The organism is Kitasatospora sp. NPDC101108 (assembly GCF_055584725.1).
Genome location: NZ_JBVJLM010000001.1, coordinates 224,326 through 240,066, shown reverse-complemented (window position 1 = coordinate 240,066; position 15,741 = coordinate 224,326). Strand labels below are relative to the sequence as shown.

The window sequence follows — 15,741 nt, the reverse complement described above, 5'->3', positions numbered from 1 at the left end:
AGTGCCATGACCATACGAGGCCACCCCGGGCACCGCAAGGATTCCTCCGGTTTCCGCTCGCCACCGGGCCCGAACCGGACTCAACTGCGCAGCAGAGAGGGCGTACTGCGGCCCGGGGGAGAGGCGGGGAGGTGGCGGGATCACGGTTCCGAGTCATCCGAGGTTTCCTCTTGTCCGTCAGGCTCTTGAAGTCCTCCGTGCCACCACTCGGCAGGGGTGCTTCCCGGAAGAAGCCTTCGATAGTACGGTCGCGCGCATCGCCCGAGACCGTTCGGAGGACTGCGCATGGCGGCACGCTACTTCGAGGACTTCGCGATCGGCCGTGGGGGGCTCGTGCCGCGCGCGGTCCTGGACACCGACGCTCCCGTGCTCGACCTCAACGGGCACTGGGCGTTCCGTTTCTCACCGACGCTGAACAGCGACCCGGACGGGTTCCAGGACCCGGCGTTCGACGACAGCTCCTGGGACACCCTGCCCGTTCCCTCGCACTGGCAGTTGCGCGGCCACGGACGGCCGGTCTACGTCAACGTCGCCTACCCCATCCCCCTGGACCCGCCCTTCGTCCCGGACGAGAACGAGACCGGGGACTACCGCCGGGTCTTCGAGCTGCCCGACTCCTGGTACGGCGTGCCGGCCGTGCTGCGCTTCGAGGGCGTGGACTCCTGTGCCCGGGTCTGGCTCAACGGGACGGAAGTGGGCGTCACCTACGGCAGCCGCCTGCCGGCCGAGTTCGACGTGAGCGCCGCGCTGCGGCCCGGCCGCAACGTGCTGGCCGTGCGGGTGCACCAGTTCTCCGCCGGTACGTACCTGGAGGACCAGGACACCTGGCGCCTGTCGGGCATCTTCCGCGACGTGCGACTGCTCGCCCGCCCGGCGGGCGGGATCCGGGACGTCTTCGTCCACGCCGACTACGACGCCGCAACCGGCGAGGGCCGGTTGCGCGTGAACGTGGACGCGGACGCGCCCGTGCGGATCACCGTGCCCGCCCTCGCGATCGACGACCGGCCCGCCGAGGGCGAGTTCCGGCTGCCCGCGGTGCGGCCGTGGAGCGCGGAGGAGCCGCACCTGTACGAGGCCGAGCTGAGCACCGCGACCGAACGCGTCCGGGTCAGGGTCGGCTTCCGCACCGTCGTCGTGGACGACGACGGGGTGCTGCGGGTCAACGGACGGCGCGTCGTGCTGCGCGGGGTCAACCGGCACGAGTTCGACCCGGACCACGGCCGCGCCCTCTCCCGGGAGACCATGCGCCGCGACGTGGAGCTGATGAAGCGGCACAACATCAACGCCGTCCGCACCTCCCACTACCCGCCGCACCCGGCCTTCCTCGACCTGTGCGACGAGCTCGGGCTGTACGTCGCGCTCGAATGCGACCTGGAGACCCACGGGTTCGAGCGCGCCGACGCCACGCCCTGGGAGCGCAACCCCTCCGACGACCCGCGCTGGCGCGACGCCTACCTGGACCGCATCGAGCGCACGGTCGAGCGGGACAAGAACCGTCCGAGCGTCATCCTCTGGTCACTGGGCAACGAGGCCGGCGACGGCCGGAACCTGCGGGCGATGGCCGACTGGCTGCACCGGCGCGACCCCTCCCGCCCGATCCACTACGAGGGCGACCGGCTCGGCGAGTACACCGACGTGTTCGCCGAGATGTACCGCCCGCCCGCGGCCGTCGCCCGCACCGGCCGCGGACAACTGCTCCCGGGCGAGACCTCGTACCCCGCACGGCCCGGGTCCGGTGACCCGGCGGACGATCCGCGCAACCACCGGCCGTTCCTGCTCACCGAGTTCGCCCATGCGATGGGCAACGGCCCCGGCGGCCTGACCGAGTACGCGCGGCTGTGGGACGAGTACCCGCGGGTCCAGGGCGGTTGGGTGTGGGAGTGGATCGACCAGGGGCTGCGGACGCACGACGCCGAGGGCCGCGCGTTCTTCGGGTACGGCGGTGACTTCGGCGAGGACCTGCACGACGGCAACTTCATCTGCGACGGCCTGCTCTTCCCCGACCGCACCCCCTCGCCCGGCCTGCTGGAGTACGCCAAGGTCATCGCCCCTGTCCGCATCGGCCCCGGCCCGGAGCCCGGGACGCTGACCGTGGAGAACCGCTACGAGGTGCTGGAACTGTCCCACCTCCGGTTCACCTGGTCGCTGACGTGCGAGGGCACCGAGCTGGCCCGGGGAGAGCTGCCCACCCCGCGGCTGGCCGCCGGGGAGAGCGGCCGGCTGGCGCTGCCCGCGCTCGACCTGCCGACCGGGCGGGACGACGAGGGCGAACTCTGGCTCACCGTCCGGGCGGAGCTGGCCAAGGCCACCGCGTGGGCCCCCGAGGGCCACCTGGTCGCCTGGGGCCAACTCCCGCTGCGCGCACCCGAGCCCGGCCCCCGTCGCAGGCGCCCGGACGGCCCGCAGGCAGCGGTGCGCGCCAATGACCGCCACCTCGCACTGGGGCCCGGCCGCTTCGACCCCGCCACCGGGCGCCTGCTCGCCCTCGCCGAACACCCGCTGCAAGGGCCCCGGTTGAACCTCTGGCGAGCCCCCACGGACAACGACCGCGGCGGCTGGGCCCAGCAGGACGCCGCCTACTGGAAGGACCGGGGCCTGGACCGGCTGCGGCACCGCACCGTGTCCGTCGAACCGGACTCCGAGGGCCTGACCGTCGTGGTCCGCAGCGCCGCGGCCGCGGTCGCCTGCGGCTATCTGACCACGTACCGCTGGACCGGCGACGGACCCGGCCTGCGGCTCCACGTGCACGCCGAACCGGACGGTCACTGGCCCGAGTACCCGGTCCGCTCCACCGACGCGGTGGTCGATGCCGGGCTGCCGCCACAGGAGCAGCGGGAACTGCTCCGCAGGAACGCCGCACCTCCGCTGGCCCGGATCGGTCTCGCCTGGGAACTGCCCGCCGACTGGTCGCTGGTCGAGTGGTTCGGCGCGGGCCCGGGGGAGGCCTACCCGGACTCGCGCCAGGCGGTCCGGGTCGGACGCTTCCACGCCACGGTCGACCAACTGCAGACGCCCTACGTGCGCCCGCAGGAGAACGGCAACCGGACGGACGTGCGGTGGGCCGAGATCAGCGACGGATCCGCCGGGCGCATCCGCGTCCAGGGCGAGGAGCTCTTCCACTTCTCCGCCCGCCGCTGGACCGACCGGCAACTCGCCGCGGCCCGGCACCCCACCGAACTCGTCCCCGGTCCGGTGGTCCACCTGTACACCGACCACGCCGTCCAGGGCCTGGGAAGCGCCGCCTGCGGCCCCGGTGTCCTGCCCCAGCACCGGCTCGAAGTCGGCACCGCCGACTTCACCATCCTCCTCACGCCGCTCCACCGCCCGTGACGCCGGCCTGCCGGAGCCGGAGGGCCGCCTCCTGTAGGCGAATTCGAGGGGCGGCCGTCCGGTGTTTCCTCAGGGTACGGGGAGACTAACGCGGGCCACTGACACCGACCCGCCTGCGCGGTGTGCGTCGAGCCTCGTCCAGGTAGACCGCTTCGGGGCCGTGCTCCGTGAGGGGGCGGCCGATCACGACGCCGAAGGCGTGGGCGAGTTGGTGATCCCAGTCGGCATCCGCGACGGCGGCGGCGTGGTAGGTCATGGGCGGCACCGTAAGTGGAGGCCTCCGACAGCACGGTGAGGGCGTCGGCAGGCCGGGCCGTACTCAGGGCGAGGGCCCTGAGGCGGGTCCGGAGACCGGCCACTGCGTCCATCCAGGCCATTCCGTGCCGTCGCGCGGGTGACACCGGCTGACCGCTTCGGCTCGACGGCTTCTCGGGACTGCATGGTGAACCCGCCCGGCATCCTCGTCAGGGCGTTTCCGGCTTCCTGTAGGAGAACAGATGTCCCGTCCCCGTTTCCGTTCCGGCCCCGTGGCCGTGGCGGTGGCCGCGACCGCCTCGGCGGCCGTGGCCATGACCGCGTTCACGTTGATCCCGGCCGTGCAGGCCACCGCCTCCCGGGTGCACGTGCTGCGCTGGGTCGGTACGCAGGAGACCAGTACCCAGCCCGAGCACCCGCGGGTGGGTGACAGTTGGACGATGTACCGGGCGCTGTACGAACTCGAAGGCGACGGCAGGACCGGACGACGCATCGGGGAGTCCTCGTCCCAGTGCAGCGCCGTCCACGCGACCAGCGAGGGGTACGTCGCCCACTGCCAGGGGGTGGTCAAGACCAGCGAGGGCAGCATCGTGATGAGCTCGATGCAGAACCGCTTCGGGCCCGGCCCCTACTCGTGGGAGTCGGCCGTCCTGGGCGGAACCGGCTCCTACGCGGGCGCTTCCGGGCAGGCCAAGATCACCCGGTACCCGGACCGCACCGTCTTCGAGATCGACCTCGGCAACTGACCCGAACCCGCCGCGCGTCGGCCCTCCTCCGGCGCGCGGCGCGCTGCCGTGTTCGGGCCGCGGGAGGACGGGCCGGTGCGGCTGACCGGTGGCCGGTACGTCCCAGTACCTGGGCCAGCGCGAGGTGGAGGGACTGACGGAGGTCGGCGGGGGCGTCCGGGCAGCGCCAGGCGACGAAGCCGTCAGGGCGCACCAGGACCGCTCCACCGGGGGTGATGCCCCAGCGGTGCGGGCCGTCGGCAGGGTCCACGGGGCGCAGCCGGCCATGCCGGCCGATGCTGTGGACGGCCAGTGGCCAGCCGACGGCCCGGCCGACCTGCCGGGCGGCCCGGCGCCAGGCGCGGGCCTCGGCGCCGTCGCCGGTGAGCAGGGTGAAGCGGTCCCCGAACAGGTCCAGGACGGAGATGTCCTCGCCCTGATGACGGACCCACACGTGGGGGCTGCGGGTCCCCGGAAGCCCGACCAGTCGGCTGTCGGCGGCAGGTGCCCGGAGCACGTCGCCGGTCGGGAGCGTACGGGCCGCACCACGGGTGTCGGCGGCAGCGACGATCGCGCTGGAAGCGTAGCGGTAGGCGAGGTAGGCGGGCACGAGGTCGCTGGGGCTGACCAGCGGGGTGCGGGGGCCCTGGTAACCGGGCGGGTGCAGTTGGCCGGCGCGGGCGCCGGCCAGGCGTCCGGTGGCCAGGGCCACCGGACGCCGTTCCGCCTCGTAGCTGTCCAGCAGGGTGCGGTCGGCGTGGCCGCGGTGGACGGCGGCCAGTTTCCAGGCCAGGTTGTGGGCGTCCTGGATGCCCGTGTTGGCGCCGAAGCCGCCGGTGGGCGGCACCTGGTGGGCGCTGTCCCCGATCAGGAAGATCCGGCCCGTGGCGAACCGGTCGGCGACCTTCTGGCTGGCGTGCCACGGCAGGGTGCTGTGGATCTCGATCCGCAGATTCGTCAGGCCGGTGGCCTGGCGGATGTGGGCGGTGATCCGCTCGGGAGTGAAGTCCTGGACGCGCTCCCCGCGGTCGGGGTGGTAGGGGACCTGGAATATCCACTGGCTCTCCCCGTCCACGGGCAGCAGCGCGCCCTGAGCCCGGTGGCCTTCCAGGTAGCAGACGGTGAAGCGGCGGCCGGCGACGGCCCGGGCGAGGTCGGGTCCGGCGGTGAACAGCACATTGAGGTTGTGGAAGAGCGCTCCCCGTCCGGAGCAGCCGATGCCCAAGGCCTCGCGGACCGTGCTGTGGGCGCCGTCCGCGGCCAGCAGGTAGCTCGCCCGCAGGGCATGGCTGGGCCCGTGTCCGCTGCGTACGGTCGCGACGACCTCGTCCTCCTGCTGGTCGAAGCCGAGCAGTTCGGTGCCGAAACGATGCTCCGCGCCCTGGTTGCGGGCGTACTCGCGCAGGATCGGCTCCACACGGTCCTGGGTGCACTGGGCCCACGTGGAGGGGCTGAACGCGCCCGTGACGCCTTTCGGATCGCGATGGTCGAACAGCCAGTGCTGTTCCTCGGCCAGCAGACTCGCGGTCCGCAGCACACCGGCGTGGTGTTGCATGCCGCCGGCGGCGTCGCGGATGCTCTCCTCCAGGCCGATCCCGCGGTAGATCTCCATCGTGCGCGGGTTGTAGCCGCGGGCCCGGGGATGGCTGGAGGTGTCCGGTCGGCGTTCGATGAGTACGTGCGGCACGCGCAGGCGGCTCAGGAACACCGACGCGGACAGGCCCACCAGGGAGCCGCCCACGATCAGCACCGGTATTCGGGCGCCTTCGGGTCGCTCCATGACATCCTCCGCATCGTCCCGCCCGTGGGTGGGCGCACCATCTCGTATGTCATCGGGCGGTCGCCTCGCGCCGGGCATGGAGCGGCGGCGCGGACACGGCCCGGTCGACGGCAGTCAGGGAGCTCCCTCCCACCGTGCCGAAGCCCGGCCCGGTTCGCGACAGGGGGCACGCCAATGGTGTGGCGCCCGTGGGCGCAGGACAGGACTCCTTGCCCGGTGGCGGGCCTGGCAGGCTGACGGACCGTCCCACGAGGGCGGCTCCCCCCTCGCCGCCCGTGCGGCGCACGACACGGATGGGCGTCGACGCCCACCCGCTACGGCGTCCGGGTCACGGTGCGGCCCGCCCGCGTGGCGGCGGCCGCGAACGCGCTCGCGTCGAGCACCGCCGCGCCACCCGGGTCGTTGTTGAAGTACACGAAAACGTCGGCCGAGTCCGCCCAGCTGTCGGCGATCCGGCCCACCCAGCCGGCCAGCGCCCGCCGCCCGTACCGGGGCCAGGGCCGGGCCCGACCGGTGTGGCAGCGCAGATAGCCCCACTCGCAGGTCCGCCACAGCGGGGCGACCGGCCGTGACTCCCGGTCGGCCCAGCACAGTGCGGCGGCCCGGCCGGTCAGCACCGCACGGATCTCCGGCGTCCACCAGGACGGGTGCCGCGGCTCGACGGCGACCCGCACGCCCGCCGGGAAGGCGGCCAGACAGCGGTCCAGCAGCTCGGCGTCCGCGCGCAGCGTGGGAGGCAACTGGAGCAGTACGGGGCCGAGCCGCTCCCCGAGGCCCTGCGCCGCCGCGAGCAGCCGCTGAACCGGCTCGGCCGGCTCGCGCAGGCGCTTGATGTGGGTGAGGAAGCGGCTGGCCTTCACCGCGAACACGAAACCCTCCGGGGTACGGGTGCGCCAGTCGGCGAAGGTGTCCGGCGAGGGCAGCCGGTAGAAGGCGGCATTGCTCTCCACCGTGGCGAACCGCTCGGCGTACTCCTCCAGCCAGCGCCGCTTGGGCGTCCCTTCCGAGTAGAGCAGCCCGCGCCAGTCGTCGTACTGCCAACCGGAGGTACCGACGATCAACGACATGAGTCCAGCAAACACCCGTCCGCCGGGCCGGGCACGCGATCGCCGCGGCTGTGGTGATCACCCCCTGGGCGGGTCGGCCCTCCGAATTGCTCTGGACCAATGTGGTCGGGGCTGTCGGTCACCGAGCCGCCGCTGCGCGCGCGTCCGTGCCGAAGGTGCGGCGGTAGGAGGCGGGTGAGACGCCGAGCGTCGTCCGCATGTGGGCGCGCAGGGAGTTCGCGGTGCCGAAGCCGACCCGGTGGGCGACCAGGTCGATGGAGAGGTCCGTGGTCTCCAGGAGCTGTTTGGCCAGTTCGAGCCGCTGGGCGGTGAGCCACTGGACCGGGGTCATGCCGACCTCGTCGCGGAAGCGCCGGGTGAAGGAGCGCAGGCTCATCCGGGCGTGCTCGGCGAGCCGGCCGAGGGGCAGCGGTTCGTCGAGGTGGTCGAGCGCCCAGGCCCGGGTGGCGCTGGTGTCGGCGATCGTGGGGTCGGGCACCGGGCGGTCGATGTACTGGGCCTGCCCGCCGTCCCGCCACGGCGGTACGACGCACATCCGGGCGGTCCGGTTGGCGACGGCCGCGCCGTGGTCGCGGCGGATGATGTGTAGGCAGAGGTCGACGCCCGCGGCCACCCCCGCGGAGGTGAGCACGTCACCGTCGTCGACGAAGAGCACCTCCTCGTCGACCCTGACCGCCGGGTAGGCCCGACGGAACTCGGGGGCGAGGTTCCAGTGGGTGGTCGCCGGCCGGCCGTCGAGCAGCCCGGCCGCGGCGAGCACGTAGGAGCCGGAGCAGATGGACACCAGCCGGGTGCCGGGGCGGATGCGGGCGACGGCAGCGGTGACCTCGGGCGGCAGCGGACCGCCGCGCCCCAGTTCCGGCATCGCGTGGGTGGGCGGGACGACCACGGTGTCGGCCGCGGCCAGGGCTTCCGGGCCGGCGGCCGGCTGAACGGTGAAGCCGGCGTCGCTGAGGACGGGGCTTCCGTCGGCGGTGCAGACCGTGACCTCGTAGAGCGGGCGGCCCTCGGCGTCGTGGGCGCTGCCGAAGACGCGCGAGGGGATGCCCAGCTCGAATGGCGGGACCCCGGGCAGGGCCAGCACGGCGATCCGGTGCGGACCGGGCACCGCCGCCCGGTTCGAAGGTTGCTGCGGTGCTTCGACCAGGATCCGTCCCATGGCCAGATCCTGTCACATAGTGGCCGGACGGCCAACACCATGGCCTCCCCGGGTGCCGGATCGTTGAGCACGTCGTGCCGGGGAGCCCGGCGGTGAAGCGAGTCGACCGATCCGATCGGTCCGGACAGAACGAGGCGTACGGACATGCGTGCAGTGGTGGTGGAGCAGTGGGGCGGACCCGAGCAGCTGGTCGAGCGGGAGGTGGCGCGGCCCGAGCCCGGGCTGAACGAGGTCCTGGTGCGGGTGCACGCGGCCGGGGTCAACCCGGTGGACTGGAAGACCCGGGCGAGCGGGGGCCTGATCGAGTGGGGTGACGTACCGGCGGTCGGCTGGGACGTGTCCGGCACCGTGGAGGCCGTCGGCCCCGGGGTGGGCATCCACCGCCCCGGCGACGAGGTCTACGGGATGCCCCTGTTCCCCCGCCAGGCGGGCGCGTACGCCGAGTACGTGGTGGCGCCGGCCAGGCACCTCGCCCCGAAGCCGGCCGCCCTGACGCACGTGGAGGCGGCGGCCCTGCCGCTGGCCGGGCTGACCGCCTGGCAGGCCCTGGTCGACGCGGCGGACGTGCGCCCCGGCGAGCGGGTGCTGGTTCACGCGGCGGCCGGCGGGGTCGGCCACCTGGCCGTCCAGATCGCCAAGGCCCGCGGCGCCCACGTCATCGGCACGGCCAGCGCGGGCAAGCACGGGCTGCTGCGCGAGCTGGGGGCGGACGAGGTCGTCGACTACCGGGCGGTGCGCTTCGAGGACGCCGTGTCCGACGTGGACGTGGTGCTCGACGGGCTCGGCGGCGAGACCGCCGAGCGTTCCCTGGCGGTCCTGCGGCCCGGCGGCCGGCTGATCACCCTGCCCGGCCCGGACGACGTCCCCGCGGCCCGCGACGGCGTACGGGCGAGCTGGGTCCTCGTCGAACCCGACCACCTGGGCCTGCGCGAGCTGACCGCCCTGGCCGACCGGGGCGCGCTGCGGCCCGTGGTCGAGACCGTCCTTCCCCTCGGCCAGGCCGCGAAGGCCCATGAACTCGGCGAACTGGGCCGCACCACCGGCAAGATCGTCCTGACCGTCGCCTGACGGTCGCGGGCGCTGTCGCCGGACGGTCGCCGGAGTGTCGCCTGACCGCCCGGCGGGGCGGCGGGCACTCACCCGCCGTCCGGCCGACCGGGTTCGCCCGGCCCTTCGGGTACGTCTGCCGGGACGTCCGTCGGCCCCGGGAGGCTCCCTCCGCCGCCCCGAGGAGGGAGAACCAGGTCGCGGCGGACTATCGTGTCCGGTTCGGGTGGGGGCCGCCTCGTGCGGCACGGGCAGCGGTCGATCGGCGGGGGGCGTGCGTGGTGAAGGGACTGGCCCAGTGGGGGCTGGAGGTCTACTCGACGAGGTTCGGGGACCAGCGCTTCGGCCCGGCCCCGCCGGGCAGCGGTGACAGGGGCCTGCTGCGCAGCGGGTTCGCCCCGTGCCTGCTGACGGTCCTGCGGCTGGCGGCGCACCAGGAGGCGGACCACAGGAGCGACCTGGACCTGGCGGCGGCACTGGTGCGTGCCGGTCATGTCGACCGGGCGGTCGAGCTGGTCCGGTCGGGCGGGAGCCGGTCCGGTCCGGAGGCGGACTTGGCTTGTCTGGTGCGGGTGGCGGGCGAGGCCGGGGACCTGGACGGTGCGCGGGTGCTCCTCGACTCGCTGACCGACCGCGCACTGCGGGACGACGCCCTGGTCGCCCACATCGCGGCGGTGGCAGGCGCCGGTGACCACGAGTGCGCCGCCCGCCTGGCGCAGACGGTCCGTTACCCGCACAACTGGCCGCGTGCCTGGGCCGGACTGGCGAAGGCGGTGGCGGACGGCGGTGACTTCCCGGCTGCGCTCGAACACGTCGCCAGAGCCGTCGAGTGCGCCGGCCACGGCGCGGAGTTGGGGCACGTACTGGTGACGGCCGTGGAGATCGCGCACGCCGCGGGCGACCGCGTGCTGGCGGGCGACTTCGCCGACCGTGTGGAGGACCTCGTCCGCTGTGAGGGCCGCAAGGGCGTGGGACAGCGCGCGTTCCTCGTCGCGGTGCTGGCCGTCGAGGCCCGCCTCGGCGACCTGGACCGGCTCGACGCCGTGCTGCGCAGCGTGGCCCGGGCCGCCGCCGCGAGGGCGGCCGAGGAGGCCGAGGCCGCGGCTGCGGGGTCGACTGCGGGGTCGGGGGATGGTCGGGCCGACCCCGATGTCCTGTGTCTCACGATCCGCGCGCGGCCGAGCCCGCACTTCGACGCGAGGATCGTGCCCGAGCTGCTGGAGGCGTTGGCCGGGACCGCCGACCGGGAGGTGGCCCTCGCCGTGGCCGACCGGGCCGAGGAACTGCTCCGCCGCGACACCGGGTTCGAGGGCTTCGCGCTGCGGGAGGCCGTGACCTCGCTGCTGGCCCGGCACGGGCGCGTCGAGCGGGCCATGGCGCACGTCGACCGGATCGACGATCCCGATCTGCGGACGGCGCGGACGGCCCACGTCGTCGAGGTGCTGGCCCGGTCCGGGGACACCGACCGGGCCGAGGTCCTCGCCCGTGCCCTGGCCGACCGCCGGGCGCGGAGCCGGGCGTTGATGGCGGTCGTCGGCGAGCTGGCCCGGAGCGGCGAGACGGCCCGGGCCGAGGCCCTCGTCCCCGCGATTCCCGACCGCTGGGGGCGGGGCGAGGCGCTCACCGACGTCGTCGCCGCGCTGGCCCGCCAGGGTGATCCGGAGCGCGCCGAGGACCTGGCCCACACCATCCCCCACGGCCGGGCGCGGGCGCGGGCCCTGGCCACTCTGGTGGAACTGTCCGAGCCCGCCCGCGCCCGCAGGCTGGCCGCCCGGGCCGTGTTCCTCGGCGGGTGGGCGATGGTCCTCGACGACCTGGAGGAGATCGCCCCCGGTGGGGTGGTGGCCGTCGCCGACGAGCTGATGCGCCGGCGGAAGGAACGCACCCCCGGCACGGAGGAGACGCAACGGCGAGGACGGCCCCCGGGCGGCGGTCGGCCGTAGCGCGGGGCGGGATCGCCGCCCCCTGGTGCCTCACCCCAGGCGGTGCCTCACCCCAGGCGGCTCAGTGCTCGCATGGCCTCGCGCTCCGTGCGCGAGAGGTCGGCGAGGATCGAGCCGGCCCTGACGAGGTGCCGCGCGTCGCCCGATTCACCGGCTTCCCTGATCAGTGCCGCCACCTCCGTCCACAGGACGGCCGCCTCGGTGTACAGGGTGTGGCCGGTGCGCAGGTGGCGGCTGTCGAGCAGTTCGGTGCATTCGGCGAGGAAGTCGCGGTAGAGGTTGCGGAACAGGGCGCCGCCGGTGCCGGCCTTCTCCATCAGCAGGGCGGCTCGCGGCAGGTCCCGCCGTGGGTCGTCGGAGCGTTGGAGCCAGGTGCGCACCAGCCTGCCGGCCTTCTCGATGCCGCGGTGACCGAGGTTGGCGATGGGCGGGTCGAGGAAGGCGTCGGCGCAGGCGGTGATGGCGTGGACGATCCGTCGGTGCGGGGCGGGCAGATCGCTCGGCGCGGTGAGGGTGAAGGACCGGTGCCTGGCGGTCATCGGGCCCCGCGCGGCCCTGGCCCGGGCGAGGCTGGTCAGGCTGGTGGAGACCGCTCCGCCCTGCTGGTCGGTGTCCACCAGGTAGGCGTTGTGGTCGTCGTAGCCGTACACGGCGACGACGTGGCCGCCGAAGTGGACCTTCGTGCCGAAGTAGTCCAGGTGGTAGCTGTCGAGCTGGAGGCCGACGGGGTGGCCCGCGTCGACGGCGGCCACCACGTTGTCCCAGGCCTTGCGGGGGGAGGTGGTCTCCTGGACCAGGAGTTCCAGTCCGAGCCCGGTGGCCAGGTTCCTGGTGAGGTCGAAGGGTTTGACCCGTCCCCCGAGGAAGGGGAAGTCCATGTTCCTGCCGTCCCAGTAGACGAAGGACAGACCGGAGCCGAGACCGAACAGCATCGGCTCGGAGAGGTCGAGTCCCTGGTGCCGCAACAGCACTCCCAGGGCCGTCGTCTCGCAGTGCCGCGTGCCGCGGGTGTCGATGCCGGGGATCGTGGTCATGCCGTGCCCTCCCGGAGGGGGATGACCAGTCGGGTCATCAGTTCCTCCTGCGGCGCCTCGGCCGGTCCGACGAGGTACGCCTCACGTACGGGTGCCTGCGGGCGCAGCCCGCGCTCGTGGACGGCGGCGAACAGTGCGGTGTAGGCGAGGGGCAGTTGCGCGTAGGGCCCGATGTGCACGGTCGAGGCGACGAGCCCGCCGGGCAGCAGCTCGAATTCCAGGCCGGGTGTGCCGTCCCCCTGCGGGGTCTGCGCCCCGAGGGCGATCTCCATCGGCTCCTCCACGTCCAGCGGGTACAGCCCCCACAGCGGCGGCTCCCAGGCGGTTCCCGTCCTGCCGAGCGCGGGCAGCAGCCGCGCCGCGCACTCCTCGATCGTGGTTCCGAGCCGCGTGGGGGTGCTCATCGCCCGCACCACCGCCAGCCGGCGCTCCGGCTCCCTGCCGAGGGTCACCTCGTAGCCCGGCAGGCCGTCCGCCGCCAGCCGCTCCAGCACCTCCAGCCGGGCCTGGTCCCTGCGGATCCGTTCGGCCAGCCGGTCCCGTTCGGCGCGCAGGATCCCCGCCCGGTGCTCGGACCCGGCGGCCAGCGCCCGGGCGATCACGGCCAGGGGGAGGTCCAACTCGCGCAGCAGGGCGATGGTCAGGGCGTCCCGCACCTGCCCGGCCACGTAGTAGCGGTAGCCGGAGGCGGCGTCCACGCGGACGGGGGCCAGCAGCCCCAGGTCGTCGTAGTGCCGCAGTTGCTTCACGCTGAGGCGGCACAGGCGGGCGAAGCGCCCGATGGTGAGGAGTTCGTCGTGCACGCCCATCATGGTGGACCCTCCCACGGTGGGAGGGTCCAGCACCGGGCCGATCGCGGGATCGACCCGGACCCGTTGGGCAGCCACCTGGACGAACACGGTGGTCGCGCACCGCGGGCCGTACCGGTAGCGGTCGTTGACACCCCCTCGCGCCCGGCCGCCGGTGTGTGGTCGTCACGGTGGCCGGGCTCTGAGCCGTCGGCGGCGGCCCGGACGGCGGCCCCGAGGGGAGGGGGTGGACGCCGTCCGGGCCGTTCCTGCCGACCCCCTTCTCGTCTCACCCCGATCCGGCCGGCCAAACCTGCGGACCGCGGCGCGGAGCCGGGCCGGGCGGTGCCGGGCATGAACGTCCAACTCGGGGGCACACGACGGGCGTTGCTGACGGTTGAGAGCGAACGAGAGGAGAGGACCATGACGATCCTGTGGGCCCTGGTGGCGGGTCTGGTGGTAGGGGTACTGGCGAAGCTCGTCCTGCCCGGACGTCAGCCCGTGCCGCTGTGGCTGACCGTCCTCGTCGGCCTGGCCGGAGCGGTGCTCGGCAACGCCGCGGCCTCCTACTTCGGGGTGCGGCACACCGGCGGGATCGACTGGATCCGGCACCTGCTCCAGGTCGGCGTGGCGGCGGTGCTGATCGCGCTGGTGTCTCCGGTCTACGCGGGACGGCGCCGCTGACCAGTTCGGCGGGGTACCCAACTCGGCTGCTGAGGAAGCAGGTTGGCGATCAGCGGTCAGGGCTTCGGCGCGGTGGGTCCGCTCCTGCCGGGTACGGTGGCCGGTGCTGCTCACGAGCGCCGGCCACCGGCCACGCGCGGACGGTGTCGACCTGCCCCGGCCGGCCTCGACGCCCCCGCCGCGCCGGCCGGGGCCGACCCGGCAGCCGCGCCCGAGCCCTTTCCTCCCCGACACCCGCGGTCGGCAGATACGCAGGGCCCGGCGGGTCCGGACCGAACCGTTGGTCGGACGCGCCCGCCGGGCCGGGCTCCGGCCGCTGCGGTTTCCTTCCGGATCTCCGGGGCAGCCGCCGCTCATGGACCAGTCCCAAGCACCCGTCCTCGAAGCCCTCTCGGCCCTCCACACCAACCCGATGACCGCCTTCACGCCACCCGGCCACCGGCAGGGCCGCGGCACCGACCCGCGCGTCCTCCAGGCGCTCGGCGCCGACGTGTTCCGGTCCGACGTCCTGGCGACCGGCGGCCTGGACGACCGGACGTCCTCCCGGGGCATCCTGCACCACGCCCAGCAGCTGATGGCCGAGGCCGTCGGCGCCGACCACACGTTCTTCTCCACCTGCGGGAGCTCGCTGTCGGTGAAGGCGGCCATGCTGTCCGTCGCCGGCCCCCACGAGGAGCTGCTGGTCGGCCGCGACGCCCACAAGTCCGTCGTGGCCGGCCTCATCCTCGCCGGCATCCGCCCCGTCTGGATCGACCCCCAGTGGGACCCCGACCTGCATCTCGCGCACCCGCCGTCGGCCGACGCCTTCCGCGCCGGGTTCGACCGGCACCCGCAGGCGCGCGGCGCACTGGTCACCTCGCCCACCCCCTACGGCACCTGTGCGGACCTCGCCGCCATCACCGAGGTGTGCCACGGCCGCGGCAAACCGCTGATCGTCGACGAGGCGTGGGGGGCGCACCTGCCCTTCCACCCCGACCTGCCGAGCTGGGCCATGGACGCCGGTGCGGACCTGTGCGTGACCTCCGTCCACAAGATGGGTTCCGGCCTCGAACAGAGCTCGGTCTTCCACCTCCAGGGGGACCGTATCGATCCGGCCGTGCTCAACCAGCGGGAGGACCTGCTCGGAACCACCAGCCCGTCCGTCCTGGTGTACGCCGCCCTCGACGGCTGGCGCCGGCAGATGGTGCAGCACGGCCGCGACCTCTACGACCGGGCGCTGCACCTCGCCCACGAGCTGCGCCGGGACCTCGGCCGGCTCGACGGCCTCCGTGTCCACGGCCGCGAGGACTTCTGCGGTGACGCGCGCGCCGCCGACCTCGACCCCCTCCAGGTCGTCATCGACATCTCCGCGCTCGGCACGACCGGCTACCGCGCCGGCGACTGGCTGCGCTCGCACCACCAGATCAACCTGCACCTGTGCGACCACCGCCGGATCAGCGCCCAGCTGAGCCACGCCGACGACGGCACCACCACCCGGGCCCTGCTCGACGCCGTCACCGAACTGGTCGACATCGCGCCCACCCTGCGCCCCGCCGGCAAGGTCGACGTCCCCGATCCCGCCGACCTGCGGCTGGAGCAGGTGCTGCTGCCGCGCGACGCCTTCTTCGGGCGTACCGAGCAGGTCCCGGTCGACCAGGCCGCCGGGCGTGTCGTCGCCGAGATGCTCACGCCGTATCCGCCGGGCATCCCCGCGGCGCTGCCCGGCGAACGCCTCAACGGCGCGGTGGTCGGCTACCTGCGCACCGGCGTACAGGCAGGCATGCTCGTCCCGGACGCCGCCGATCCGAACCTGGACACCGTCCGAGTGGCCGTCGAGGAGTGAACGGTCGAGGAGCGGCCCGCCTGGCTCGGACGGTCGTTCATCCGAGGTCGTCATCAAGGCCCGCCCCGGTGGGTAGGGGGGCCTGTACGCGGCCCTGACCCGAGCCA

Annotated in this window: 12 protein-coding genes; 6 read left to right on the top strand and 6 right to left on the bottom strand. The window is 74.0% G+C overall.

The features are described from left to right. The first annotated feature begins 285 nt into the window (after positions 1 to 285). A complete protein-coding gene (locus tag ACZ6Z8_RS01150) occupies positions 286 to 3,330 on the top strand; it encodes a glycoside hydrolase family 2 TIM barrel-domain containing protein (protein WP_465604979.1) in 3,045 nt (1,014 codons plus the stop codon). Between the two features lie 85 nt (positions 3,331 to 3,415). Here the strand turns inward: ACZ6Z8_RS01150 and ACZ6Z8_RS01145 are convergent, their stop codons facing one another. Continuing rightward, positions 3,416 to 3,586: a hypothetical protein gene (locus tag ACZ6Z8_RS01145; RefSeq protein WP_465604976.1), complete on the bottom strand. Its 171-nt coding sequence runs from the start codon at positions 3,584 to 3,586 to the stop codon at positions 3,416 to 3,418. Between the two features lie 241 nt (positions 3,587 to 3,827). Between ACZ6Z8_RS01145 and ACZ6Z8_RS01140 the strand changes: the two genes are divergently transcribed. Further along, entirely contained in the window at positions 3,828 to 4,331 is a 504-nt protein-coding gene (locus ACZ6Z8_RS01140) for a hypothetical protein (protein WP_465604973.1), read from the top strand. On the opposite strand, the gene ACZ6Z8_RS01135 is transcribed toward ACZ6Z8_RS01140, so the two are convergent. The 3 genes from ACZ6Z8_RS01135 to ACZ6Z8_RS01125 form a co-directional block, all read right to left on the bottom strand. Then, positions 4,282 to 6,090: an FAD-dependent monooxygenase gene (locus tag ACZ6Z8_RS01135; protein ID WP_465604970.1), complete on the bottom strand. Its 1,809-nt coding sequence runs from the start codon at positions 6,088 to 6,090 to the stop codon at positions 4,282 to 4,284. The genes ACZ6Z8_RS01140 and ACZ6Z8_RS01135 overlap by 50 nt on opposite strands. Positions 6,091 to 6,404: 314 nt before the next feature. Beyond that, the gene (locus ACZ6Z8_RS01130) at positions 6,405 to 7,157 is read right to left on the bottom strand and encodes a DUF72 domain-containing protein (RefSeq protein WP_465604967.1); all 753 of its coding nucleotides are present in this window, start codon (positions 7,155 to 7,157) and stop codon (positions 6,405 to 6,407) included. Positions 7,158 to 7,275: 118 nt separating this feature from the next. Next, the gene (locus tag ACZ6Z8_RS01125) at positions 7,276 to 8,316 is read right to left on the bottom strand and encodes a GlxA family transcriptional regulator (RefSeq protein WP_465604965.1); all 1,041 of its coding nucleotides are present in this window, start codon (positions 8,314 to 8,316) and stop codon (positions 7,276 to 7,278) included. A gap of 144 nt (positions 8,317 to 8,460) precedes the next feature. Here ACZ6Z8_RS01125 and ACZ6Z8_RS01120 point away from each other — a divergent pair, with 144 nt between their 5' ends. Next, positions 8,461 to 9,384, top strand: a complete 924-nt coding sequence (locus ACZ6Z8_RS01120; protein ID WP_465604962.1) for an NADP-dependent oxidoreductase — start codon at positions 8,461 to 8,463, stop codon at positions 9,382 to 9,384. Between the two features lie 257 nt (positions 9,385 to 9,641). Further along, the gene (locus ACZ6Z8_RS01115) at positions 9,642 to 11,306 is read left to right on the top strand and encodes a hypothetical protein (protein WP_465604959.1); all 1,665 of its coding nucleotides are present in this window, start codon (positions 9,642 to 9,644) and stop codon (positions 11,304 to 11,306) included. A gap of 47 nt (positions 11,307 to 11,353) precedes the next feature. Here the strand turns inward: ACZ6Z8_RS01115 and ACZ6Z8_RS01110 are convergent, their stop codons facing one another. Together ACZ6Z8_RS01110 and ACZ6Z8_RS01105 are read right to left on the bottom strand one after the other, a co-directional pair. Then, positions 11,354 to 12,340 (bottom strand): BtrH N-terminal domain-containing protein, encoded by a 987-nt coding sequence (locus ACZ6Z8_RS01110; RefSeq protein WP_465604956.1) that lies wholly within the window; start codon positions 12,338 to 12,340, stop codon positions 11,354 to 11,356. Further along, positions 12,337 to 13,167: a MerR family transcriptional regulator gene (locus ACZ6Z8_RS01105; RefSeq protein WP_465604954.1), complete on the bottom strand. Its 831-nt coding sequence runs from the start codon at positions 13,165 to 13,167 to the stop codon at positions 12,337 to 12,339. The genes ACZ6Z8_RS01110 and ACZ6Z8_RS01105 overlap by 4 nt, the downstream gene beginning before the upstream one ends. Positions 13,168 to 13,551: 384 nt before the next feature. On the opposite strand from ACZ6Z8_RS01105, the gene ACZ6Z8_RS01100 reads away from it, so the two are divergent. Together ACZ6Z8_RS01100 and ACZ6Z8_RS01095 are read left to right on the top strand one after the other, a co-directional pair. Beyond that, positions 13,552 to 13,812, top strand: a complete 261-nt coding sequence (locus ACZ6Z8_RS01100; protein ID WP_465604951.1) for a GlsB/YeaQ/YmgE family stress response membrane protein — start codon at positions 13,552 to 13,554, stop codon at positions 13,810 to 13,812. A gap of 355 nt (positions 13,813 to 14,167) precedes the next feature. Continuing rightward, complete coding sequence (locus ACZ6Z8_RS01095; RefSeq protein ID WP_465604948.1) at positions 14,168 to 15,634, top strand: aminotransferase class I/II-fold pyridoxal phosphate-dependent enzyme; 1,467 nt, start codon at positions 14,168 to 14,170, stop codon at positions 15,632 to 15,634. Positions 15,635 to 15,741: the final 107 nt, after the last annotated feature.

Coding starts and splice junctions, on each gene's coding strand:
- ACZ6Z8_RS01150 (WP_465604979.1), top strand. CDS start 286: ATGGCGGCACGCTACTTCGAGGACTTCGCGATCGGCCGTGGGGGGCTC.
- ACZ6Z8_RS01145 (WP_465604976.1), bottom strand. CDS start 3,586: ATGACCTACCACGCCGCCGCCGTCGCGGATGCCGACTGGGATCACCAA.
- ACZ6Z8_RS01140 (WP_465604973.1), top strand. CDS start 3,828: ATGTCCCGTCCCCGTTTCCGTTCCGGCCCCGTGGCCGTGGCGGTGGCC.
- ACZ6Z8_RS01135 (WP_465604970.1), bottom strand. CDS start 6,090: ATGGAGCGACCCGAAGGCGCCCGAATACCGGTGCTGATCGTGGGCGGC.
- ACZ6Z8_RS01130 (WP_465604967.1), bottom strand. CDS start 7,157: ATGTCGTTGATCGTCGGTACCTCCGGTTGGCAGTACGACGACTGGCGC.
- ACZ6Z8_RS01125 (WP_465604965.1), bottom strand. CDS start 8,316: ATGGGACGGATCCTGGTCGAAGCACCGCAGCAACCTTCGAACCGGGCG.
- ACZ6Z8_RS01120 (WP_465604962.1), top strand. CDS start 8,461: ATGCGTGCAGTGGTGGTGGAGCAGTGGGGCGGACCCGAGCAGCTGGTC.
- ACZ6Z8_RS01110 (WP_465604956.1), bottom strand. CDS start 12,340: ATGACCACGATCCCCGGCATCGACACCCGCGGCACGCGGCACTGCGAG.
- ACZ6Z8_RS01100 (WP_465604951.1), top strand. CDS start 13,552: ATGACGATCCTGTGGGCCCTGGTGGCGGGTCTGGTGGTAGGGGTACTG.
- ACZ6Z8_RS01095 (WP_465604948.1), top strand. CDS start 14,168: ATGGACCAGTCCCAAGCACCCGTCCTCGAAGCCCTCTCGGCCCTCCAC.